The following is an 18,426-nucleotide window of genomic DNA, read 5'->3' as shown; positions in this document are numbered from 1 at the left end:
TCCCTCTCAATCCATTTCATGTATTCGGAATCTCTTTTCCTAGCAAACAAGAAAAGCCCGAGCAGGGCTATAAGGCTTCTCAAAAATCGCATGCTTTCAGCCCCTATCAATCTTTTTTATAGTAATGCGTGACAAACCCGTCAGCTGTCAGCGGCAGCCCCTTTGCCCAAGGGATAGGCTCACCCATCACCTTTTCAACGTGTTCCAGGGAGCCTGCCCCTTCCTCAGTATCCAAAACGGCTTCGTCATGAATGTGCATAACCGTACGGTAGCCGGCGGCATCCAATCGCTTTAATGCGACAGCGAGACAATCGCGGGCGACGGCCTGGACAATGTTCTCCGTAAGTTTTCCGCCATAAGTATTCAGCCTGGTCCATTTGCCGTTTTCCGAGCCCTCATACGTCAGAGCGTCTTTTCCAAAACGTTCATCGCGTATAAGCTTTGGCCTGGCATATGCCAGGCGGCGGCCAGATGGAAGCTGAATAAAGAGAATGCCGGACTCATAGAAGAAAAGTAAACCGTGCTGCAGCCGTTGTTCTTTACGATCGCGAACTGCTGAGATCGCGGCCTTTTCAACGTCATACCAAAACTTCACGATGTTTGCGTTGGATTCACGCCAGGCGTCAACCAATTCCGGGAGCTCCTCTTCCTTGAGCCCCATGTCTAAGGCGCCCATTTGAATCAAGGCGCCCTTTCCGCCTTGATAGCCTAGGGCTAATTCAGCGATTTTTCCCTTTTGTCGCAAAGGGTTTCCTTTGGTTATCGATTCAACCGGCACATTGAACATTTGAGAGGCAGAGGCTTCATAAATCTTGCCATGTGTATTGAAAACCTCTAAGCGCCATTTTTCACCTGAAAGCCAGGCAATGACCCGGGCCTCTATTGCGGAAAAATCGGAAACAATGAACCGGCAGCCCTCAGACGGTATAAACGCCGTCCGGATAAGCTGCGATAATACAAAAGGCACCCCGTCAAAAAGCAGTTCGATCATTTCATACTGACCCGCTTTTAACAGATTACGGGCGGTATCCAGGTCTGATAGTTTGTTTTGCGGTAGGTTCTGAACCTGTACAAGCCTGCCGGCCCATCTGCCCGTCCTGCCTGCGCCATAAAATTGAAGCAGTCCCCGGACACGGTTATCCTGACAAAGCGCCCTTTCTATGGCCTGGTACTTTTTTACGGAGGTTTTAGATAACTCCTGGCGGAGCTTCAAAACCCGTTTGACGGTCTCATCCTCTGACTTATCGATCATCTTCGAAATGGCATCTTTATTGAGGCTCGTCACCTTTAGTCCTTTTTCTTCTAGCCAGGCTTTTAATTGAGAAACGCTATTTGGGTTTTCTAAGCCCGTCAGTTCCTTTGCTTCTGCAATCAGTTTGTTTTGATATGCTGTGTCACAAGCTATAGCATGCTTGACCAATTCCGTATCTACCCGGACCCCGCGGTCATTGATCTCCTGATCAAGCGCCCATAGAGATTGTTCTGATTGTGGAACCTCGTATTTTATTAGGCGTTTCCTAATAGCCCGTTCCACTTCAACGTCTTGGATACAATAAGCCTTAAATTTCTCCCATTTCTCCGGATCGTGTTCAGGGAGGTTACGGGTTCGCCCGCCGTTCGCCTTTGTTGGCTTACACGGAATAGAAAAATACCTGATTAACGCTTTGCCGGCTTTATCTTTTTGAGCTTCCAGCTTCATTGATTTTGCTACGCCATCAAGATTGCCTGGGAGCCCGAGCGTTGTCGCATGCACGGCCGTACAACGCCATTGATCCGGCAGCATCAAAAGGTCAAAATGTTTGGCGATACAAGTTCTTTCAAAATTGGCGTTATATGCGGTTTTAATGACTTTGGAGCTCGTCAAAGCTGCCAAAAGTTCAGGGGGGAGCTTTTCGCCCTGGGCTAAATCAATTATTTGGATCGGCTCATCATCAAAAGCATAAGCAAACAGCAAAATTTCAAAGTCCGGAGCCTCCGTATAGGCGTAGACGCCTGACTTGATCAGATCAACGCTGGAATAGGTTTCTATATCAATGGCTAACGTTTTCATGAATTTCACGCCTTTTTCTTTTCAATACAGAGCTTCCCGTTTGAAAGCTTTAGATCCATTTCAGACAGCTCACCTTTCAGTAAGTCGAGCTCAAATATTTTTTCGAGAAAACGGGTCTTAGAAGTCACTATATCGCCTAAGTATTCAAGCATTGCCTTGTCCTCTTTCTCGGTGAAAGTCGCTAAAATTTCTTTATCTTCGTACTCATCGACATCCCTATATTGAGTTACTACAAGCCAAACTTTTTTCATATTTACAGCCTCCTACTCTATTAAAAGAGGGGAAACAATCGTCTCCCCTAAATCCTTCAAATTAGCTTAAAAAGTCGTCGTCATCGTCATCCTCGACATCGAGGGCGTCAAAGTCATCTTGAGCGCGAGAGCGTCCGCCGAGATAGTCCCCGTCTTCCCATTTCTGTACGTTGTTTAGGCCGCATGCAATTCCTTTGTTTCCGGCTGTGTTAAACGGGTAGAAGTTGATAGACACGCGTCCATAGCATCCGGAATAGACTTCCTCAGAGTCAATAATTTCATTTAGGTGAGCATCGACAACACCAGGTCGCGTCTTGCTGGAAGCATTTAAGAAGTAAGCTCCTGCGTATTCTTCCTGATCCGGTCTTTCCTCGTCACCGTCACGTAGAGGGGTTTTGAGGTTTTTCGGGATTTTACCGCCCCACTTGCTGGCCCCTGCCTGCTTTGCTGCCTCTACTGCTGCTTTAATTTTTTTCAGTGTTTCTTTATCCGACTTTGGAATAATGATCGACATGCTGTATTTTGGTTCCTGGCCTTCTTCAATCGCGTGAGGTTGAAAAATGTGAACGTAAGAAAAACGAACCTTTCCTGTGATTACCTTTGTGCTTGAATTTGTGTTAACTGCCATTGTTTCATTTCTCCTTTATTTTTAAGTTTTTATTGAAAATCAGCTTGCGCCGATTCAATTGAATTGATCTCAGGGCGCTTGTCTGATTCCGGAACCAGGGTCGGTTTCCCTGTAGGCTTCACGACAAGATCGCCAAGGTGTTCATTAAATGCTTTTTTACCGATTGATTTTTCCAGGGCGGATATGCCGAGAAGCTCTTTATTGTATATCTCTTCTTCCGAATAGCCAGCTTCAAGAAGCTTGGCGGCTGCCTCGGTTTTATCGGCATATTTCCGGATACTCCGGCCTTCGACAAGCTTCCACCCTGGGAACCTCTTGCCGTGGTTTTCTGCTTGCGATAAGGCATAATCCTGAACGTCTTTCGCCCATCGTTTTAATTCCTCAGCCTCATAAAGAATCTGGCCTAGTTCTTCTTCAGAAAGCAGCTCAGGCGCTTTGAAATCATACTTTGCAAGCTCTAGGTTTGCTTCTGCCCTCTTTCTGCAAGTAAAGCGCGCGCGACAGAACCGGCAATGATCACCCGAAATAAATTCCCCTTCTCCTGCTGCGGCCATTTCAGCTCGCGGCTTAACAAATTCATCAGCCCAGGCCAAAAGCTGATCAGCTTTGATTTCGTCTGTTGATACGCTGTCAAGCCGAGGTTGAATAATTGTCATGCGAACCATTTCGATGTCATAGAGCATGCCGAATTGATTGATAGCCCCCAAGGCATACAGTCGCATTTGTGTGTTTTCCTGGGCGGAGACAGGTACGCCCTTTCCGTATTTAAGGTCAATAATTTCCACTACATTGTCACCGATCGCCACCACGTCACCGGTTCCAAAGCCTTCCGGCACCCATTCGCTATAATCTAAGCGCTGCTCAAGGAGGATAGTAGCGTCCCTTGTCCCAGCCTGTAGCGCGTTAATTCTTTCAACCACAAGATCAGCATAGCTTGTGACATAGTCGAGCATGGATTGAGAGAAAAGTTCGTGTTTTTTTAGTTTGTTCATCCGGCGCGTCCTGGCCGTTTTAGAAATTTGCCCGAAATGGTATTGCAAAAGTACTTCTGATAATTCATGAGCCAGGGTACCTTCTTCGGCAAAAACGCTCGTAGACTCTTCAAACTCCTGTTCCAGCCGGGCACTTGGTGTACAAGTGAGCCACCTTTTTGAACCGGAGGCGGAAAGCAGGGCGTGCGCCCGGCTTGAATGGTCTGCCATTATAGAGCCTCCGCATGCTTAAGTAGTTCAGCGTATTTTTCGGCCGGAACTTCTGAAAGCTTTTTCGCGCCAAACTTCGCGAACAGTTTTTTAACCTCGGCTTGCTTGCCTTCCTGTGCCAATGCCGCAAGCTTATCCCTAACAACTTCCTTGCTGATTGCCGGCGTTTCTTCTTCCTCTTGGTTTGGCGTTTCTTCTACCTCTTGGGTTGACGGCTCTTCTTTTACATCCTCAGTAGGCGGCGTTTCAACCTGTGGGGTCTCTTCTGTTTCTTGGGCAACGGCTTTGCTGTCCCAAACCACTTCTACTTTGTCCAGGGCGTTTGCAAGCGCCTGGATAGCCGCGGCCAAGCCAGGTGCCTTAATATTCACATTGATATTCATGAAAAATTACCTCCTATTTTTTATTGCGGAAAGCCGCAATTTCTTTCTTTTTCGCCTTACGCATTTTTAACTTGTAATCTTCTTCTTCGTACTGGCATTCCTCAACTTGTGCGGCTGAGAGCTTCCCGGACTCAACCAGTTCCGCAATCTTGATCGGGTTTAAAGCTGAGGCCGGCATCCCGACAATAGAGCCAAGCAAAGCTTTATCGAATTTCACGGACACTTTTTTAACAGCTTCGATGATAGTTGCCGTATCATCACGATAGACTATAATCGGGCCAGACTTTCTCAGAAAAGAGATCAATTTGGCTGTTCGTGTGTTGATATTTGAATTTAGAGCGGTACGATTTTTCTTTGCCTGGTTAAGCTCCTGAAAATAAGCATTTGCCTGGGGTAATGTTGTGATCTCTGACATTGGTAAAACCTCCTATTTTCATATGGTTGGGCCGCATGGTATAATGACGGCGTTATTTGTTTTGTTTTTAGTCGCCTCTGCCAAGGCGGCTTTTTTATTTGTCATCATCATCCTGGCCGTCCTCGTCTTCATACTTCAAATATTCCAAAGGATATCCGTAACGGTTGATCTCCGTGATCATTGGATGTTCGATATTCATTGAAACGATCTCCTTACAGTTGAAACGTTTAATCCCCTGTTCGCAAATTTGGACGCGATTTCGTGAAGCCGAACAACCTGTTCCGGGTGCTCCATCCGTTTAAGATCCTTGCAATTTAAAATGATTGTTGCCGCAATTTCTACACATCCTTCAAAATCATGTTCCTCGATCGCGGCAGGCAATTCCGCAATAAGATCTCGCGTTGAAATGAACAGCCTTTCCGCCTTTTCGCGGTCAGTTTTTAGAAATCGGTTTAGGTTCATGCTTGCTCCTCCTTTTTTGGTATAATGTCCCTATCAAGATAATAGGAGGTGAAAAGAATGGTAGTTGTTGCAAAAACTCTTGATGATTTCTCACATATCGTTAGGAATCATGGTCTAAATGGAATCGAGCCAGTTCACATTTATTATTCATGCGATTATGAAGACATTGCTTTTAATCAAAGGGTTGAACCAGGTCGTACATATAAGTACTCCCTTGCCCTTTTTTCACCTATTCAAAAAGTTTTCCATAATGGAACGTTTGACATACAATCAGCAGGTGAAGTTGGTCAAACTATAAGTGATTTCAAAGGTGAGTATGGCTATCGTCCGCAATTATTTGAAACATTAGAGCTAATGGATGGAAACCTAATTACCTCGAATTACATGGGTTTAGTTTAGTGATTTTTTAGCGTCCTTTAGGGCGCTTATTTTTTCAGCAGAATGCTATTGATCTCTTGTTTAACAAGTCTTTTAGCATATTCGGCAATCACTTGTTCAGTTTTTGGCTTATATCTAAATTGATCTAAACAATGTAGTAAGTCTCCATATGTCTGACAAAATGATTTGAGTTGTCTAATGAGGTCTTTTGCTGTATTCTCCAAAGCTTCTTCATATTCAACTGATTTGATTTTTACTTTTTGCATTTCCAATCTATAAGGCTTCATTTTCTTTCTCCTCCTATGTGTGTCCAGTTTTATCGGCTTCCTTTAATTATTGAAGCGACAGAATTAATGCTGTAACAGACAGAATGACACAAATGATGCTAAGGATTATTCCAATTAAATGAAATTTTCTATCGTTCATAGGATCACCTCCGAACTTTTTCAACCTCTGTTGCCGCAGGGGTGGAGTTATTTTCGTTTTGATTGCTCATTTGTCTCTTTCTCCTTTACATTTTCAATCGTTTTCTGCACAGCTAGTCCGTTAAGAACATGCGTAAATTCAATTGCGTTCTTCTTTTCGCCGGTTAATTCGTTAAAAATCATCAGTAAAGCTGTGTTGGCCGCCGTGAAAAACTCGGTCAAATCCACGTCCGTTAACTCTTCTATAAAGTGCTCTGATTCTTCATTAAAGACTTCAAAAATTGCTCCTGAAAGTGCAACAGAATACATTTGATGCTTATCCATTGATTTTCTCTCTCCTTTCATTTCTCAAAATCTCATTTTTGTGTTTTCACAAAGGCTTGATAAATCTTCATAAAACGTTCCGCCTTACTTAATGAAAGCCATTCTCTTGTTTTGATCTTCATTTTTTTTTCACCTTCCCACTTTTTTAACCGAATGATCTTTTACGGTTATCCCGCCCATTGTTAACGTTCTGAATCTGATGTCTTTTCCATATTTTCGGGAAACGATACTTTCAAAAATGGGCTTTAACTTAAGAACCTTGTCCTCTGTGATTTCAATTTTTCCTACAGTCATTTTTTTTACGAGACCTCCTTTTCTGTAAGGCGGATCTGTTCTTGCCCGCTGTCCAATTTGGCATAGACCCAACCTTTCAAATAGCCAAGTTCGACATCACTTAGTTTCCGAATTTTGTCTATCAATTCCAAATCGACTTCAGTTAGCTCTTTCCCCATACGTTTCACCCCCCTTCCGCCTCATTTTACGTTGACAACGTAAGTTTAGCACCTATTTTTTGCGTTGTCAACGTGTTAGTGAGATTTTTTTTACGTTGTCAACGAACTTCAACTAATGTATACTTGTCTTGTGTTAGATTTTCACTTTAAGAAGGAGGTGCTTAAAAGTGCTGTACAAAAGGATTAGAGAACTTAGGGAGAAAGAAAAATTATCCCGTGAAAAGTTTGCTGCTCGGATCGGTGTGAGCCGGGGCGTTATAGAAAATATAGAATATAACAGGGTTGAACCAAAAGATGTCTATATCCAGTCAATCTGTAGGGAATTTCATGTTAATGAAGAATGGTTGAGGAACGGGACGGGAGAAATGTATAGTTCCACAACTGAGGAAGAGTTATTTGTTGAGAAGCTCGCGGACTTACTCAAGGATGATAAAAAAGAGGTTCGTGATCTGGTTATGGCTTTGTTCAAATTAGAAGGGAAAGAATTTGAAGTAGTTAAGGACATGGTAGAAGTATTGGTAAACAAAAAAGCAACCTAGCAAAAAGGCTGCTTTTTTGTTTAAGAGGCATTCAATAAAATCCTTTTGACAAAGACAAGTATTAATTTTAAAGGCTCCGCGGAATCGGTCTTGTCAATTAATAAGTGCAATTCTTTTTTTAAAGATCGAATGTCATTTTTCAATTTATTGCCTCCTTGATCTTGAAAAAAAAAAAAATGAAGTTTTTGAAACCGTTTAGCAGATGAAAAAATGAATACCATTTGATATTCTTTATATTACCACATCCAAAACGTATGTTCTATTCTAATTTTACTAGTTATACAAAGGAGTCCATAAATTATGCGAGTCGCGCTTTATATAAGAGTGAGTACTGATGAACAAGCTAAGCACGGATACTCTATCGAAGCCCAAAAAGAAAAGTTAGAAGCCTTTTGTTTATCTCAAGGGTGGAAAATATATGAAACCTACATTGATGACGGATACTCAGCAAAAGATTTAAACCGGCCGAAATTTAACCTAATGAGGGACGCGATCGAAAAGGGCGAGATCGACATTTTGCTTGTTTATCGTTTAGATCGCTTAACAAGATCAGTCATTGATCTATATGAAATATTAAAAATGCTTGATGAAAATGGCTGTAAATTCAAGAGCGCCACAGAAATATATGACACTACTAATGCAATGGGAAGACTGTTCATAACTCTCATTGCCGCTATAGCTCAGTGGGAAAGAGAAAATCTTGCAGAACGTGTCAAAATGGGAATTGAGAAAAAAATAAAAAGTGGTAAGTGGAAAGGTGGAATGCCGTCATATGGGTATTTTTATAAAGATGACGAACTGATCGTAAATCCAAAAGAAGCCAAGGTGGTCTTACTTATATTTAAAATGGCGAAGACCCTCGGCTTTTACACTATTGCCAAAAAGCTGACAGAAGCAGGATACCACACCAAGAACGGCGGCGAGTGGCATGTTGATACAGTTAGAGGAATAGCAAACAACCCGGTTTATGCCGGATATCTTACAAATAATGATGACCCTCAAGGAGCTAAAAAGCCGCCAAGGGAACAAGTTTTGTATGAAGGCAATCATGCAAGAATTATCCCCAGAGATGAATTTTGGGAGCTCCAAGATATTCTCGACAAAAGGCGCGGTACCGGCGGTAAAAGGGAAACAAGCTCTTACTATTTTTCGTCTATTCTAAAATGTGGTCGCTGCGGGAGCTCAATGTCTGGGCATAAAACACCGGCAGGAAAAACCTATAGATGTTCAGGCAAAAAAGCAGGAAAATCTTGCACTAGCCATATCATTCTTGAGAAGTATTTAGTACAAAAAGTTTTTGAATCCTTTGATGACTTGATTTCTGAACTAAGCCCTCGAGCGAACGTCGCAACAAATTCACCTGATGAAAAAATCAAAGAGATGGAAAATAAATTGGCTTTAATCAAAAAGAAGTTGGAAAAACAAAAAAATATGTACGAAAGAGATATCATTGATATTGACGAATTAGTATCAAAAACAGAAAAACTTAGGGAAGAAGAAAAAGAGATTGCTTCACAATTGAGAGCTTACAGAAAAAGTGCCGATCATTCCGAAGACATAACTTACATTGCGGAAAACATCAGCTCTCTTTGGGAAATAGCCAATGATTATGAGCGAAAACAAATGATGACAACCCTGTTTTCCCAAATGGTTATTGATACAAAAGAGGAATACAAAAGAGGTACAGGAAAGCCTAGGGAGATTCTAATTCTGTCCGCAAGATAATAATATGTCTTTCGTCGGAGGCGGTACACTTGTTCCATGGGCGCTCATTCCAGTGGCAGCCATCTGCAAAGTCGATCCTTTTGAACTGGCGAGAATCAATTTCATTCCCGTCGCGATAGGGCTGACCGTCACGGCGATCACTGCGATATTTCTTCTATAAAAAAGCTGACAGACCAGTTGAAACAGGGTATGAACTGTCATAAAATTATAAAAACTCTTTATTCCTTAAGGGAGGAATTGATTTGAACGCAGCCGCATTAAAGCAAACAATCTGTGAGCAGCTTGAGACGCGCTACGATGAGATGGTATCACTGAGGCGCCACTTCCACCAGCACCCTGAACTTTCTTTTCAAGAAAAGGAAACAGCAGCGTTTATCGCTTCTTATTATGAAGCCCTCGGCATCCCGATTCGCACAAATGTCGGCGGAGGCGGCGTCCTCGCTTATATCGAGGGAGGGCAGCCCGGCCCTGTCATCGCTTTACGAGCCGACTTTGACGCCCTTCCCATCCAGGATGAAAAAGATGTTCCTTACCGGTCAGCGGTCCCGGGTGTTATGCATGCCTGCGGCCATGACGGCCATACCGCCACACTGCTTGTCCTCGCAAGAGTTCTGCACGAAAACGCGAGCCGTTTAAAAGGAAAGCTTGTGATGATTCATCAGCACGCGGAGGAATATTCACCAGGCGGGGCGAAACCGATGATTGAAGACGGCTGCCTTGACGGAGTCGACGCAATTTTCGGCACGCATTTATGGGCAACAGAGCCGCTCGGAACGGTGCAATACAGAACAGGACCGATCATGGCAGCTGCAGACCGCTTTACCATTACAATCAACGGGAAAGGCGGGCACGGCGCCCAGCCTCATAAAACAAAGGATGCGGTATTGATCGGTTCACAGATTGTATCGGCCCTTCAGCACATTGTCAGTCGCAGGCTTGATCCGACACAGCCGGCCGTCATTTCGACAGGATCATTTCTCGCAGAAAATTCTTTTAATGTCATTGCCGATAAAGCGGTTTTAATCGGTACAGCCCGTTCCTTCAGTGAAGACGTCCGGACGCTCATTGAAAAGGAGATCGAACACGTTGTCAAAGGGATCTGCCTGATGCACGGCGCTTTTTATGACTATTCCTATGAAAGGGGCTATCCGCCCGTCTGCAATCATCCGGAAGAAACGGCGTTTCTCGCGGAGATTGCCCGGCGTACGGACGGTGTCGAAAGAGTGGCGGAAAGCGAATTGCAGATGGGCGGAGAAGATTTTTCCTACTATCTCCAGCATGTGAAAGGGACTTTTTTCTTTACAGGGGCCCGCCCAGAAAATCCGCAGCACGCCTATCCCCATCATCATCCGAAATTTGATATTCATGAAAAAGCGATGCTGATCGCCGCCAAAGTGATGGCAAATGCGGCGCTTTCTTATCAGGAGCAGGGAGAAGCTTCTGCGGCAGCAGCTGAGGTTTGATTCCGCACACAAAAAGAAAAAGCCGGGTTCATTCCCAGGCTTCTTCTTTGATCAACCTCAAATGAAACACATGCCTCGCCGTTTCTCCGAGGTGCCCGAGCAGTTTATAATTGGCGGTCCCGCCGACGATCGCGCCAAAGCCCGGAACGAGCTGAAACAATTTAACCAGGTCAAGATAATCCCGGTACTCCTGCTGAAATGCGCGCCAATCGATTTCCCGATTTTCCGTTTCCCAATTTTCAATGATGCGAAAAATCTCTTTTCGATGAGCTTCACTTGAAAAAGCGAGCTGAAAAATATAAAGAAGAAATATCCGTTCTTCTTTTCGCTTCGTATTGCATCCGTAAATTGAGGCCAATTCAAACAGGCATTTCATTTTAATGCCCAGCAGAATCGGAAAATCTGCCATTCCGAGAAAGATCCCGCCCGCTCCGGTGCCAATGCCGGATGCGGCGGCCGCCTTTTGATATTGAGCGATCACTTTTTTAGCCAACTTGTCTTTTTCTCCTAAGGAAAGCGAGCCTGTTTCCTTTTGGTGCGTCGTCAAATTTGAACCGAGCAGCGTGGCTTCAACCATTTTTTTAACGCTTTCGGTAACAGCTTTATGAACCTTGCCGGGAATACGGGCGTTAATCTTTTCCTGCACACCTTTTGACATCCGCTCGGCCATTGATGCTTTTCGCAAAAACCTCATTTTCCAGCGGAAGGCTTCATCTAATAAAAACTGATTTTCATTCATGCCTTTCACCCCTTCTTTATTCATACTGACGGATAAAGAAAAGGATTCATTTACCTGCGTGCATGTTTTTTAAGCCTGCTGCTGAAGTACGGCTTCAAAATGACAAAGATGAGCAGCGCTGAACCCGCAAGTCCCGCAAGCGTCCCTGTCCACTGCATCTTGATGGCGCAAGCGGCCGCCAATACCAACGCCTGAATACTGAGTACAATGTGGAGCAAGGAAAAGAAGCTTTTTCGCCTCTCCTCTTGTCTCACGGGATAAAGCTCTTGCAGAGACAAATGTGAAAAATGGTCAAATAAAGGCGTCAGCTGAATGCCTGTAATAAAAACGGTAAAAACGGCCAAAAGCGCGGACACCCATTCATGAGTTGAAAAATAAACAATAATAACGGCAAAAATGACTGTCAGTCTGAGGACGATCCCGAAATAGTCGTTCGATCTGATAAAAGCTCTCGCGTACATATACGTAAACGTCTTCCGCTGATCATACGGGATGAATCCGAGCAGCCAATCCAGATAAGCCCTCCTTTTTGCCTGCTTTCTGAGATGCGGCACATCTGTAAACAAATTGGCCAACCTGTAAAACCGCTGTTTCCTTCTTATTTCGTCCTCGATATGCTGCTCCCATTTCAATGATTTTTTCTTTACAGCCGCTGTAAAATACACGATCAGCACAGCCATGATGGCATAGACGGCGAGCGCAAAGCCGTAGGAACCCTGCAATGCAAAATAAATGACAAGCGTATTTAGGAAGAAGCGGACGACTTGGTCGATGATCCGGATGTTTTTTTCACGTAAGTACGTCATCCGCCATTGCATCGCCATATTCCAGGCCTTCACCACAAGCAATTGAATAAAAAGAACCGCATACGCCGGCAATGTTTTTCCGCTTGTTTGAAAATAAAGCGGAGCCGAGACGAGCATTAACGCAATCAGCGGAAACAGCTGCGTCGCAAAGCTGAAGCGGAAGGCTTGTTTCAAGTACGGCTCCATTTTTGCTTCAAGCGGCAGCAAAAACACAAGATCCGCTTCTTTCAACAGCGTTCTGACGTAAGAGCTTGTCAAAACGAGCGAAAACAAGGCCGCCATCACCCAATAGGCAGGAAATCCTTGCGGAATATCTTTCAGCCATTTGCTGTACCAGCTGGCCGCACCTGCGATAAAAAAAATCATGACGATGACGAGATGGTCATTGAGCATATATTTCAAATAGGATCTTGTTTCTTTTATATACTCCTCAATTCTGGCCTTCCAAATGTCTTGAATGCTATTCATAGCTCTCTTCCTTCGTCAGCTCAAGATACAGATCGTCAAGGCTTGCTTCCTTCATCGAAAATTGTTCTCTGAGCTCTTCAAGCGTTCCCTTAGCCCGCACTTCGCCGTTATGTAAAATAATGAAAGAATCGCAATACCGCTCAGCTGTCGCCAGTATGTGCGTCGACATCAAGACGGCGGAACCGTTTTTCTTCGCTTCATTCATCCGCTCGAGCAGAGCGTTGATGGCAAGCGGGTCGAGACCAAGAAAAGGTTCGTCAATGATATAAAGATCAGGCTCCACTAAAAAGGCGCACATAATCATCACCTTCTGCTTCATTCCCTTAGAAAAATGGGCTGGAAACCATTTTAGACGCTTTTCCATTCTGAACTCCTTTAAGAGCGGGGGAAGCCTTTTTTCAAACGTTTCTTTTGACAATCCATAAGCCATCGCAGTCAGTTCCAAATGCTCTTTAAGCGTCAGCTCTTCATACAAAATCGGCGTCTCGGGAATAAATGTAAACTGTGAACGATAGCTTTCCGGATCTTCGACAAACGTTTTGCCGTTCAGTTCAACTGATCCTTTGTGCGGCTCCATCAAACCGATAATATGGCGAATCGTCGTGCTTTTGCCGGCCCCGTTCAAGCCGATCAAGCCGACGATCTGCTTTCGGTCAATCTCAAATGAAACATCCCGGAGCACCGGATTGCGTGTATACCCGCCGGTCAGATCTTTTACAGAGAGTAGTGACATACGTTCGTTCCTTTCTTGCATTTTTCTTAATAGTACCAAAAATAAGGAGGTATTTGAAACGTTTTCCCCTATGCTTTTCACGCATAAACGAAAACGCATCGGGACAATCTAATGATTGAAGAGGGGGAAGCTGATCTTTCTGGCGAATGAGGTGTTTGTCAAAGACAAAATCCTGGAAAGTCCAGTTTGAAAAGAATATAAAGCATGTCAAAGGCTTAGAAATTTCTTTCATCCACTGAATTGAGAAAGCATCTGCTTTATATGGTACACATCCTATAAAAAAGATGTGATGATCAAATGAGGTGTTTGTCGCAGGAAATGGACAGGCGGTTTAAGTCTTCATTTTGACGAAAAATGGGGTGCTTGCAAAAGGCAGTGTATAAATTTCTTTAGCAAAAGCCGACCCTTCTTCATGCAGGGTGAACGCGGGAGCCGTTCATCCTGTTTTCGTGTTTCCGGAATAATTGTGGTAATATTATGCTTATACATAACCTTTCCGTTGTGGAAAAAGGAGGAAAAATATGAGCGATTGTATTTTTTGTAAAATTATAAACGGAGAAATCCCTTGTGCAAAAGTCTTTGAAAATGAACACGTAATGGCTTTTCTGGATATCAGTCAAGTCACAAAAGGACATACCCTTGTGATTCCAAAGGTTCACAAAACCAATATATATGAAATGACACCTGAGATATCAAGAGATTTTTTTGAAGCGGTTCCGAAAATCGCCCAAGCCATTAAAGATGAATACGAGCCAATCGGTTTAAATCTTCTGAACAACAATGGCGAAAAAGCGGGCCAGTCCGTCTTCCATTACCACATGCACATCATTCCCCGCTACGGGAAAGGAGACGGCTTCGGAGCCGTCTGGAAAACGCATGCGGACGACTATACACCGGAAGATCTGCAATCGATCGCTTCTTCCATCAACAAGCATTTAACATGAGAGGTTGAAGGGCACCGGCTAAGCGCCGGCGCCCTCTTTGATTTGCCGAGCTTTGTATTGAAGTCTGTCAAAAAAAATACACAATATGTACGATCCCTTTTCCCTTCAAGAATCCCGGCGCTCCTTTTTCACACAATTCAAATTTTTTATGTATAACGGGAACCATTTATGATAGGATGGTTTTATATTTTTTATACACACGACAGGGAGCGATTGTGATGGTACGTACTACAAACTTTAATGCAGGACCTGCAGCACTGCCTTTAGAGGTGTTACAAAAGGCGCAAAACGAATTTGTTGATTTCAACGGAGCGGGGATGTCCGTCATGGAGCTGTCCCACCGCAGCAAAGAATACGACGCCGTTCATCAAAAAGCGAAAGCTCTTTTAAAGGAACTGATGGAGATTCCTGATGATTATGAGATTTTGTTTCTTCAAGGCGGCGCAAGCCTCCAGTTTTCAATGATTCCGATGAACTTTCTTTCAAAGGAAAAAACGGCGCACTTCATCATGACCGGAGCATGGTCTGAAAAAGCCCTGGCTGAAGCCAAGCTTTTCGGAAGCACATCGGTTATTGCGACCAGCGAAGACGACACTTACAAATATATTCCCGATATCCCGGAGATTCCGGCTGACGGAGCGTATCTTCATCTGACATCTAACAATACGATTTTCGGCACGCAGTGGCAGCAGTTCCCTGACTCACCGATTCCGCTTGTAGCTGACATGTCGAGCGACATTTTAAGCAGAAAAATCGACGTATCAAAGTTCGGCATCATCTATGCCGGCGCACAAAAAAACCTGGGCCCTTCAGGGGTAACCGTCGTCATCATCAAAAAAGACCTGCTCTCAAAAGAAAACGAACAGGTAGCGAAAATCTTAAAATACTCAACACATGCTAAAGCGAATTCGCTTTACAACACCCCTCCGACTTTTGCCATTTATATGCTGTCTCTCGTGCTTGAGTGGCTGAAAGAAAAAGGCGGAGTGGCTGAAATTGAAAAACGCAACCGCAAAAAAGCCGGGATTTTATACAGAGCGATTGATGAAAGCGGCGGATTTTACAAGGGGCATGCGAGAGAGGACAGCCGTTCAAACATGAACGTTACCTTCACGCTGAAAAATGATGAACTGACAAAAGCATTTATCGCGAAGGCCAAAGAAGAAAGAATGTCAGGCCTTGGCGGCCACCGTTCTGTCGGCGGATGCCGCGCATCGATTTACAATGCGGTTTCTGTTGAAGATTGCGAAAAACTTGCCGCCTTCATGAAAACATTCCGGGAAGAACATTAGACTTCCGCCTCATATTTCCAGAGGCTAAAAAAGGCTTCCCCAACCATTCCAAAGTTTGATATACTACTATAAAGCTTTCGCAATAAATGACGAGCATATTATTGGAAAGCAGCAAAATGAGCCTGAGACGAGGAGAGAATAGTTATGAAAACAAAAGAATTAGTTGCAATGGCCCTATTTGTCGCCATTGGTGCAGCGCTGCACGCAGTGATTCCGCCCTTTTTTTACGGGATGAAGCCAGATATGATGCTGATTATGATGTTTATGGGTATCCTTTTGTTCCCAAAACTCCAAAATGTACTTGTCATCGGAGTTGTCACCGGCATTATTTCCGCTTTAACGACTTCGTTTCCGGGAGGACAGCTGCCAAACATCATTGATAAACCGATGACGGCTTTGATCTTTTTCGGCGCTTTTCTCGCTGTGAAAAAACTTGGCAGCAGAACGCTGACAGCCGCTGGATTAACCGCTGTGGGAACGCTCATTTCAGGAACGATTTTCCTGACGTCTGCCCTATTGATCGTCGGCCTGCCGGGAAATCAGGGATTTATGACGCTGTTCTTTGTCATTGTGCTGCCGACCGCTTTGATCAGCACGATCGCCATGTTTGTCATCTATCCCATTGTGCAGACGATCCTGAAACGATCAAGGCTGACTGAAGAAGTAAAATAATGCAAAAACCTCTTTAAGAAAGGCGTGCTCCTTTTTTGAAGAGGTTTTTTTTCGGATATATGGTCAAAAAAAGGGGAATCCGCCCGATATTTATATAAGAAGCCTGATACAAAAGAGGAGCAGGAGCAACACGCACGCGCCACCTGCGCAAAAAAGCGCTTTTTGTTTAAGAACGCGTTTCGGCGGATAAGATGCTGAAAATCCGAGCAGCCTTAAATAATAAAAAGAGCCGGCGGTAAAAACGGCAATTAAAATCGTTAAAAAAGCATTGATGGCAGACAACCCTCTCCCTCCTTTTTTAAAAAGTATGCTAAAATAAAGCAAGCTATGCAGAAGTTTTCCCGGGATTGATGCCCGCGAAAGCCCCTTGCAACCATTCAAATATGATGAGGCTGCCATAAGCCTGATCTTTCAAAAATATAATCGGGGTGATGTATATGTCAAAAGGCCGATCTTTAGCAGCTGGTCTGCTTGTAGGCGGAGTTATCGGAGGAGTCGCGGCGCTGCTTGCCGCACCCACTTCAGGAAAAGACTTGAGAAGGCAGCTCAAAGCGAACTGCGGAAAGTTTGAGGACACGGTAAAAAGACTGAAAAGCGACGGACTCGCTCTAAAAGAGCAAGTCGTGAAAACAGCGAGAGAAAGCGCGGAAATCATCAAGGACGTCGGCAGTGAACTGCAATCTTCAATCCAGGAATGGAAAGAGGAAATCAAGCCCCATCAGCAGGATCTTAAAAAGGAACTCGCTGACATTGAAGAAAAGATCAAACAACTGGAGAAAACCTTACAAAACTAATATACTCAGCGAAAAAAATAAACCTATAAAAAAGGGGTGTGAATGGTCATTTTCACGCTCCTTTTTTAATCAAAATGCTGATTTCTCATAGAAAAAGCCGATTTTTTAAAAATTTCGTAAATTTACATCTTTATTAATCTTTATTTTATTGGCATAATAGAATTATTAAGATAAAGAGAAGCAGGTGAAGTGAATGAATCGATCGGAAGAGCCCTATACGGTGAAAGAAGCCCTTTTATTCAGCCAAAGAATGGCACAGCTAAGCAAGGCGCTTTGGAAATCGATAGAAAAGGATTGGCAGCAGTGGATTAAACCTTATGATTTAAACATCAACGAGCATCATATTTTGTGGATTGCCTACCAGCTGAACGGCGCTTCAATTTCTGAAATCGCCAAGTTTGGTGTGATGCACGTATCCACGGCGTTTAACTTTTCAAAAAAACTTGAGGAAAGAGGCTATCTCGAGTTCTCGAAAAAATTAAACGATAAACGCAACACGTACATTCAGCTGACTCCAAAAGGCGAGGAAGTTTTTCTTAAAATCCTCGAGTCTTATGATCCGTCCCGGAACGCTGTTTTAAAAGGCGCCCAGCCTCTTCATCAGCTGTATGGGAAATTCCCTGAAATCGTCGAAATGATGTCGATCATCCGTCATATTTACGGCGATGATTTCATGGAGATTTTCGAAAAATCATTTTCCAATATCGAAAATGAATTTATCAGCGACGACGGCAAAATGAAGAAAAAAGAAGAAGCGAAAGAAACCGGGGAATTAATAGAGATGGATAAACCGCTTTTAGCCCCCTAAACACTAATCCAAGCCGTACTGTTTGATGATGCTGATGAACTCGCTCATCAGCGGTTTGTAAAGACCTTGTCTGTGAAGGGCGAAAATCGTTTCGTGCACTTCGAGTTTTTCATTTAACTGTCCTGCAAAAAGCGCAAGGAGATGGTCAAACATCACAAATCCTTGCGCTTTTTGCGCCTCAAGCTCTTCTGCCAGTTCTTCGCACAGCTTTTCCGTTTCTTTTGCTTCTTCCGCCGATAATCCCCGTTCAATCAATATTTTGTAGTATGGATATTGATCCATATCCGCTATGTTCAGCAAAAGCTTGATATAATATTCCAACCGTTCAAGACGATGTTCTATTGAATCCATATTTGTCACATCTCTCCTTTATTTTATTTTAGCCGATAATCCCTTCCGATGAAAGTTCCACATCGAGATTTCCCTTCCCTCTGAGGCTCCTCTCATTTCTTCTGAAAAATGGTCGATTTTTT

General features: G+C 43.7%; 25 protein-coding genes and 1 pseudogene. 10 read left to right on the top strand and 16 right to left on the bottom strand.

From position 1 onward, the window contains the following. Positions 1-106 precede the first annotated feature (106 nt). From R5H20_RS05840 to R5H20_RS05810, 7 genes are all read right to left on the bottom strand, one after another. Positions 107-2,050, bottom strand: coding sequence for a DNA polymerase (locus tag R5H20_RS05840; protein ID WP_048406858.1), 1,944 nt, complete (start codon positions 2,048-2,050; stop codon positions 107-109). Between the two features lie 5 nt (positions 2,051-2,055). Beyond that, on the bottom strand, positions 2,056-2,301 hold the full coding sequence (locus R5H20_RS05835; RefSeq protein ID WP_048406859.1) for a hypothetical protein: 246 nt from the start codon (positions 2,299-2,301) through the stop codon (positions 2,056-2,058). A 61-nt stretch (positions 2,302-2,362) separates the two neighbouring features. Next, complete coding sequence (locus R5H20_RS05830) at positions 2,363-2,929, bottom strand: DUF2815 family protein (RefSeq protein ID WP_048406860.1); 567 nt, start codon at positions 2,927-2,929, stop codon at positions 2,363-2,365. A 29-nt stretch (positions 2,930-2,958) separates the two neighbouring features. Next, positions 2,959-4,131 (bottom strand): DUF2800 domain-containing protein, encoded by a 1,173-nt coding sequence (locus R5H20_RS05825; protein ID WP_048406861.1) that lies wholly within the window; start codon positions 4,129-4,131, stop codon positions 2,959-2,961. Then, positions 4,131-4,514: a hypothetical protein gene (locus R5H20_RS05820; protein ID WP_048406862.1), complete on the bottom strand. Its 384-nt coding sequence runs from the start codon at positions 4,512-4,514 to the stop codon at positions 4,131-4,133. Before R5H20_RS05820 ends, R5H20_RS05825 begins: the two co-directional genes overlap by 1 nt. A gap of 13 nt (positions 4,515-4,527) precedes the next feature. Then, the gene (locus R5H20_RS05815; protein ID WP_048406863.1) at positions 4,528-4,929 is read right to left on the bottom strand and encodes a hypothetical protein; all 402 of its coding nucleotides are present in this window, start codon (positions 4,927-4,929) and stop codon (positions 4,528-4,530) included. 195 nt (positions 4,930-5,124) lie between these two features. After that, on the bottom strand, positions 5,125-5,391 hold the full coding sequence (locus tag R5H20_RS05810) for a YqaH family protein (protein ID WP_009330095.1): 267 nt from the start codon (positions 5,389-5,391) through the stop codon (positions 5,125-5,127). Positions 5,392-5,448: 57 nt separating this feature from the next. Between R5H20_RS05810 and R5H20_RS05805 the strand changes: the two genes are divergently transcribed. After that, a complete protein-coding gene (locus R5H20_RS05805; RefSeq protein ID WP_073412045.1) occupies positions 5,449-5,790 on the top strand; it encodes a hypothetical protein in 342 nt (113 codons plus the stop codon). A 26-nt stretch (positions 5,791-5,816) separates the two neighbouring features. On the opposite strand, the gene R5H20_RS05800 is transcribed toward R5H20_RS05805, so the two are convergent. The 4 genes from R5H20_RS05800 to R5H20_RS05785 all read right to left on the bottom strand — a co-directional run bounded on the left by R5H20_RS05800 (position 5,817) and on the right by R5H20_RS05785 (position 6,970). Continuing rightward, positions 5,817-6,056: a hypothetical protein gene (locus R5H20_RS05800; protein ID WP_073412044.1), complete on the bottom strand. Its 240-nt coding sequence runs from the start codon at positions 6,054-6,056 to the stop codon at positions 5,817-5,819. 186 nt (positions 6,057-6,242) lie between these two features. Continuing rightward, entirely contained in the window at positions 6,243-6,518 is a 276-nt protein-coding gene (locus R5H20_RS05795; protein WP_048406871.1) for a hypothetical protein, read from the bottom strand. A gap of 129 nt (positions 6,519-6,647) precedes the next feature. Beyond that, positions 6,648-6,812: a hypothetical protein gene (locus tag R5H20_RS05790; RefSeq protein WP_224254471.1), complete on the bottom strand. Its 165-nt coding sequence runs from the start codon at positions 6,810-6,812 to the stop codon at positions 6,648-6,650. Between the two features lie 5 nt (positions 6,813-6,817). Further along, positions 6,818-6,970 (bottom strand): hypothetical protein, encoded by a 153-nt coding sequence (locus R5H20_RS05785; protein ID WP_224254470.1) that lies wholly within the window; start codon positions 6,968-6,970, stop codon positions 6,818-6,820. Positions 6,971-7,137: 167 nt separating this feature from the next. Here R5H20_RS05785 and R5H20_RS05780 point away from each other — a divergent pair, with 167 nt between their 5' ends. The 4 genes and pseudogenes from R5H20_RS05780 (at position 7,138) to R5H20_RS05765 (ending at position 10,697) form a co-directional block, all read left to right on the top strand. Continuing rightward, positions 7,138-7,509: a helix-turn-helix domain-containing protein gene (locus tag R5H20_RS05780; RefSeq protein ID WP_224254469.1), complete on the top strand. Its 372-nt coding sequence runs from the start codon at positions 7,138-7,140 to the stop codon at positions 7,507-7,509. A gap of 300 nt (positions 7,510-7,809) precedes the next feature. Next, a complete protein-coding gene (locus R5H20_RS05775; protein WP_224254468.1) occupies positions 7,810-9,234 on the top strand; it encodes a recombinase family protein in 1,425 nt (474 codons plus the stop codon). Positions 9,235-9,244: 10 nt separating this feature from the next. After that, positions 9,245-9,394, top strand: a pseudogene (locus tag R5H20_RS05770) (hypothetical protein); the annotation flags it as partial. A 142-nt stretch (positions 9,395-9,536) separates the two neighbouring features. Continuing rightward, positions 9,537-10,697: a M20 family metallopeptidase gene (locus tag R5H20_RS05765; RefSeq protein ID WP_373870163.1), complete on the top strand. Its 1,161-nt coding sequence runs from the start codon at positions 9,537-9,539 to the stop codon at positions 10,695-10,697. Positions 10,698-10,725: 28 nt separating this feature from the next. Here R5H20_RS05765 and R5H20_RS05760 read toward each other — a convergent pair whose 3' ends face one another. From R5H20_RS05760 to R5H20_RS05750, 3 genes are read right to left on the bottom strand one after another with little or no spacing between them, the layout of a single operon-like run. Beyond that, on the bottom strand, positions 10,726-11,436 hold the full coding sequence (locus tag R5H20_RS05760) for an EcsC family protein (protein WP_006636694.1): 711 nt from the start codon (positions 11,434-11,436) through the stop codon (positions 10,726-10,728). A gap of 50 nt (positions 11,437-11,486) precedes the next feature. Next, positions 11,487-12,710, bottom strand: a complete 1,224-nt coding sequence (locus tag R5H20_RS05755) for an ABC transporter permease (RefSeq protein ID WP_006636693.1) — start codon at positions 12,708-12,710, stop codon at positions 11,487-11,489. Next, on the bottom strand, positions 12,703-13,443 hold the full coding sequence (locus tag R5H20_RS05750; RefSeq protein ID WP_006636692.1) for an ABC transporter ATP-binding protein: 741 nt from the start codon (positions 13,441-13,443) through the stop codon (positions 12,703-12,705). The genes R5H20_RS05755 and R5H20_RS05750 overlap by 8 nt, the downstream gene beginning before the upstream one ends. A 521-nt stretch (positions 13,444-13,964) precedes the next feature. On the opposite strand from R5H20_RS05750, the gene R5H20_RS05745 reads away from it, so the two are divergent. From R5H20_RS05745 to R5H20_RS05735, 3 genes are all read left to right on the top strand, one after another. After that, on the top strand, positions 13,965-14,387 hold the full coding sequence (locus R5H20_RS05745) for an HIT family protein (RefSeq protein ID WP_006636691.1): 423 nt from the start codon (positions 13,965-13,967) through the stop codon (positions 14,385-14,387). A 218-nt stretch (positions 14,388-14,605) separates the two neighbouring features. Then, entirely contained in the window at positions 14,606-15,679 is a 1,074-nt protein-coding gene (gene serC / locus R5H20_RS05740; RefSeq protein WP_006636690.1) for a 3-phosphoserine/phosphohydroxythreonine transaminase, read from the top strand. A 144-nt stretch (positions 15,680-15,823) separates the two neighbouring features. Continuing rightward, positions 15,824-16,351: a tryptophan transporter gene (locus R5H20_RS05735; protein WP_006636689.1), complete on the top strand. Its 528-nt coding sequence runs from the start codon at positions 15,824-15,826 to the stop codon at positions 16,349-16,351. 90 nt (positions 16,352-16,441) lie between these two features. Here the strand turns inward: R5H20_RS05735 and R5H20_RS05730 are convergent, their stop codons facing one another. Beyond that, the gene (locus R5H20_RS05730; RefSeq protein WP_006636688.1) at positions 16,442-16,633 is read right to left on the bottom strand and encodes a membrane protein YhzF; all 192 of its coding nucleotides are present in this window, start codon (positions 16,631-16,633) and stop codon (positions 16,442-16,444) included. A 155-nt stretch (positions 16,634-16,788) separates the two neighbouring features. On the opposite strand from R5H20_RS05730, the gene R5H20_RS05725 reads away from it, so the two are divergent. Beyond that, positions 16,789-17,145, top strand: coding sequence for a YtxH domain-containing protein (locus R5H20_RS05725; protein WP_006636687.1), 357 nt, complete (start codon positions 16,789-16,791; stop codon positions 17,143-17,145). 193 nt (positions 17,146-17,338) lie between these two features. Next, positions 17,339-17,953: an HTH-type transcriptional regulator Hpr gene (locus R5H20_RS05720; protein ID WP_006636686.1), complete on the top strand. Its 615-nt coding sequence runs from the start codon at positions 17,339-17,341 to the stop codon at positions 17,951-17,953. Positions 17,954-17,956: 3 nt separating this feature from the next. Here the strand turns inward: R5H20_RS05720 and R5H20_RS05715 are convergent, their stop codons facing one another. Then, positions 17,957-18,304 carry a YhaI family protein gene (locus R5H20_RS05715; RefSeq protein ID WP_006636685.1) on the bottom strand — a complete coding sequence of 116 codons (348 nt, stop codon included), beginning with the start codon at positions 18,302-18,304 and terminating at the stop codon, positions 17,957-17,959. Between the last annotated feature and the right edge of the window lie 122 nt (positions 18,305-18,426).

Source organism: Bacillus sp. KICET-3 (assembly GCF_033261025.1).
Lineage (GTDB): Bacteria > Bacillota > Bacilli > Bacillales > Bacillaceae > Bacillus > Bacillus sonorensis.
This window is presented reverse-complemented; position numbering and strand designations above follow the sequence as displayed.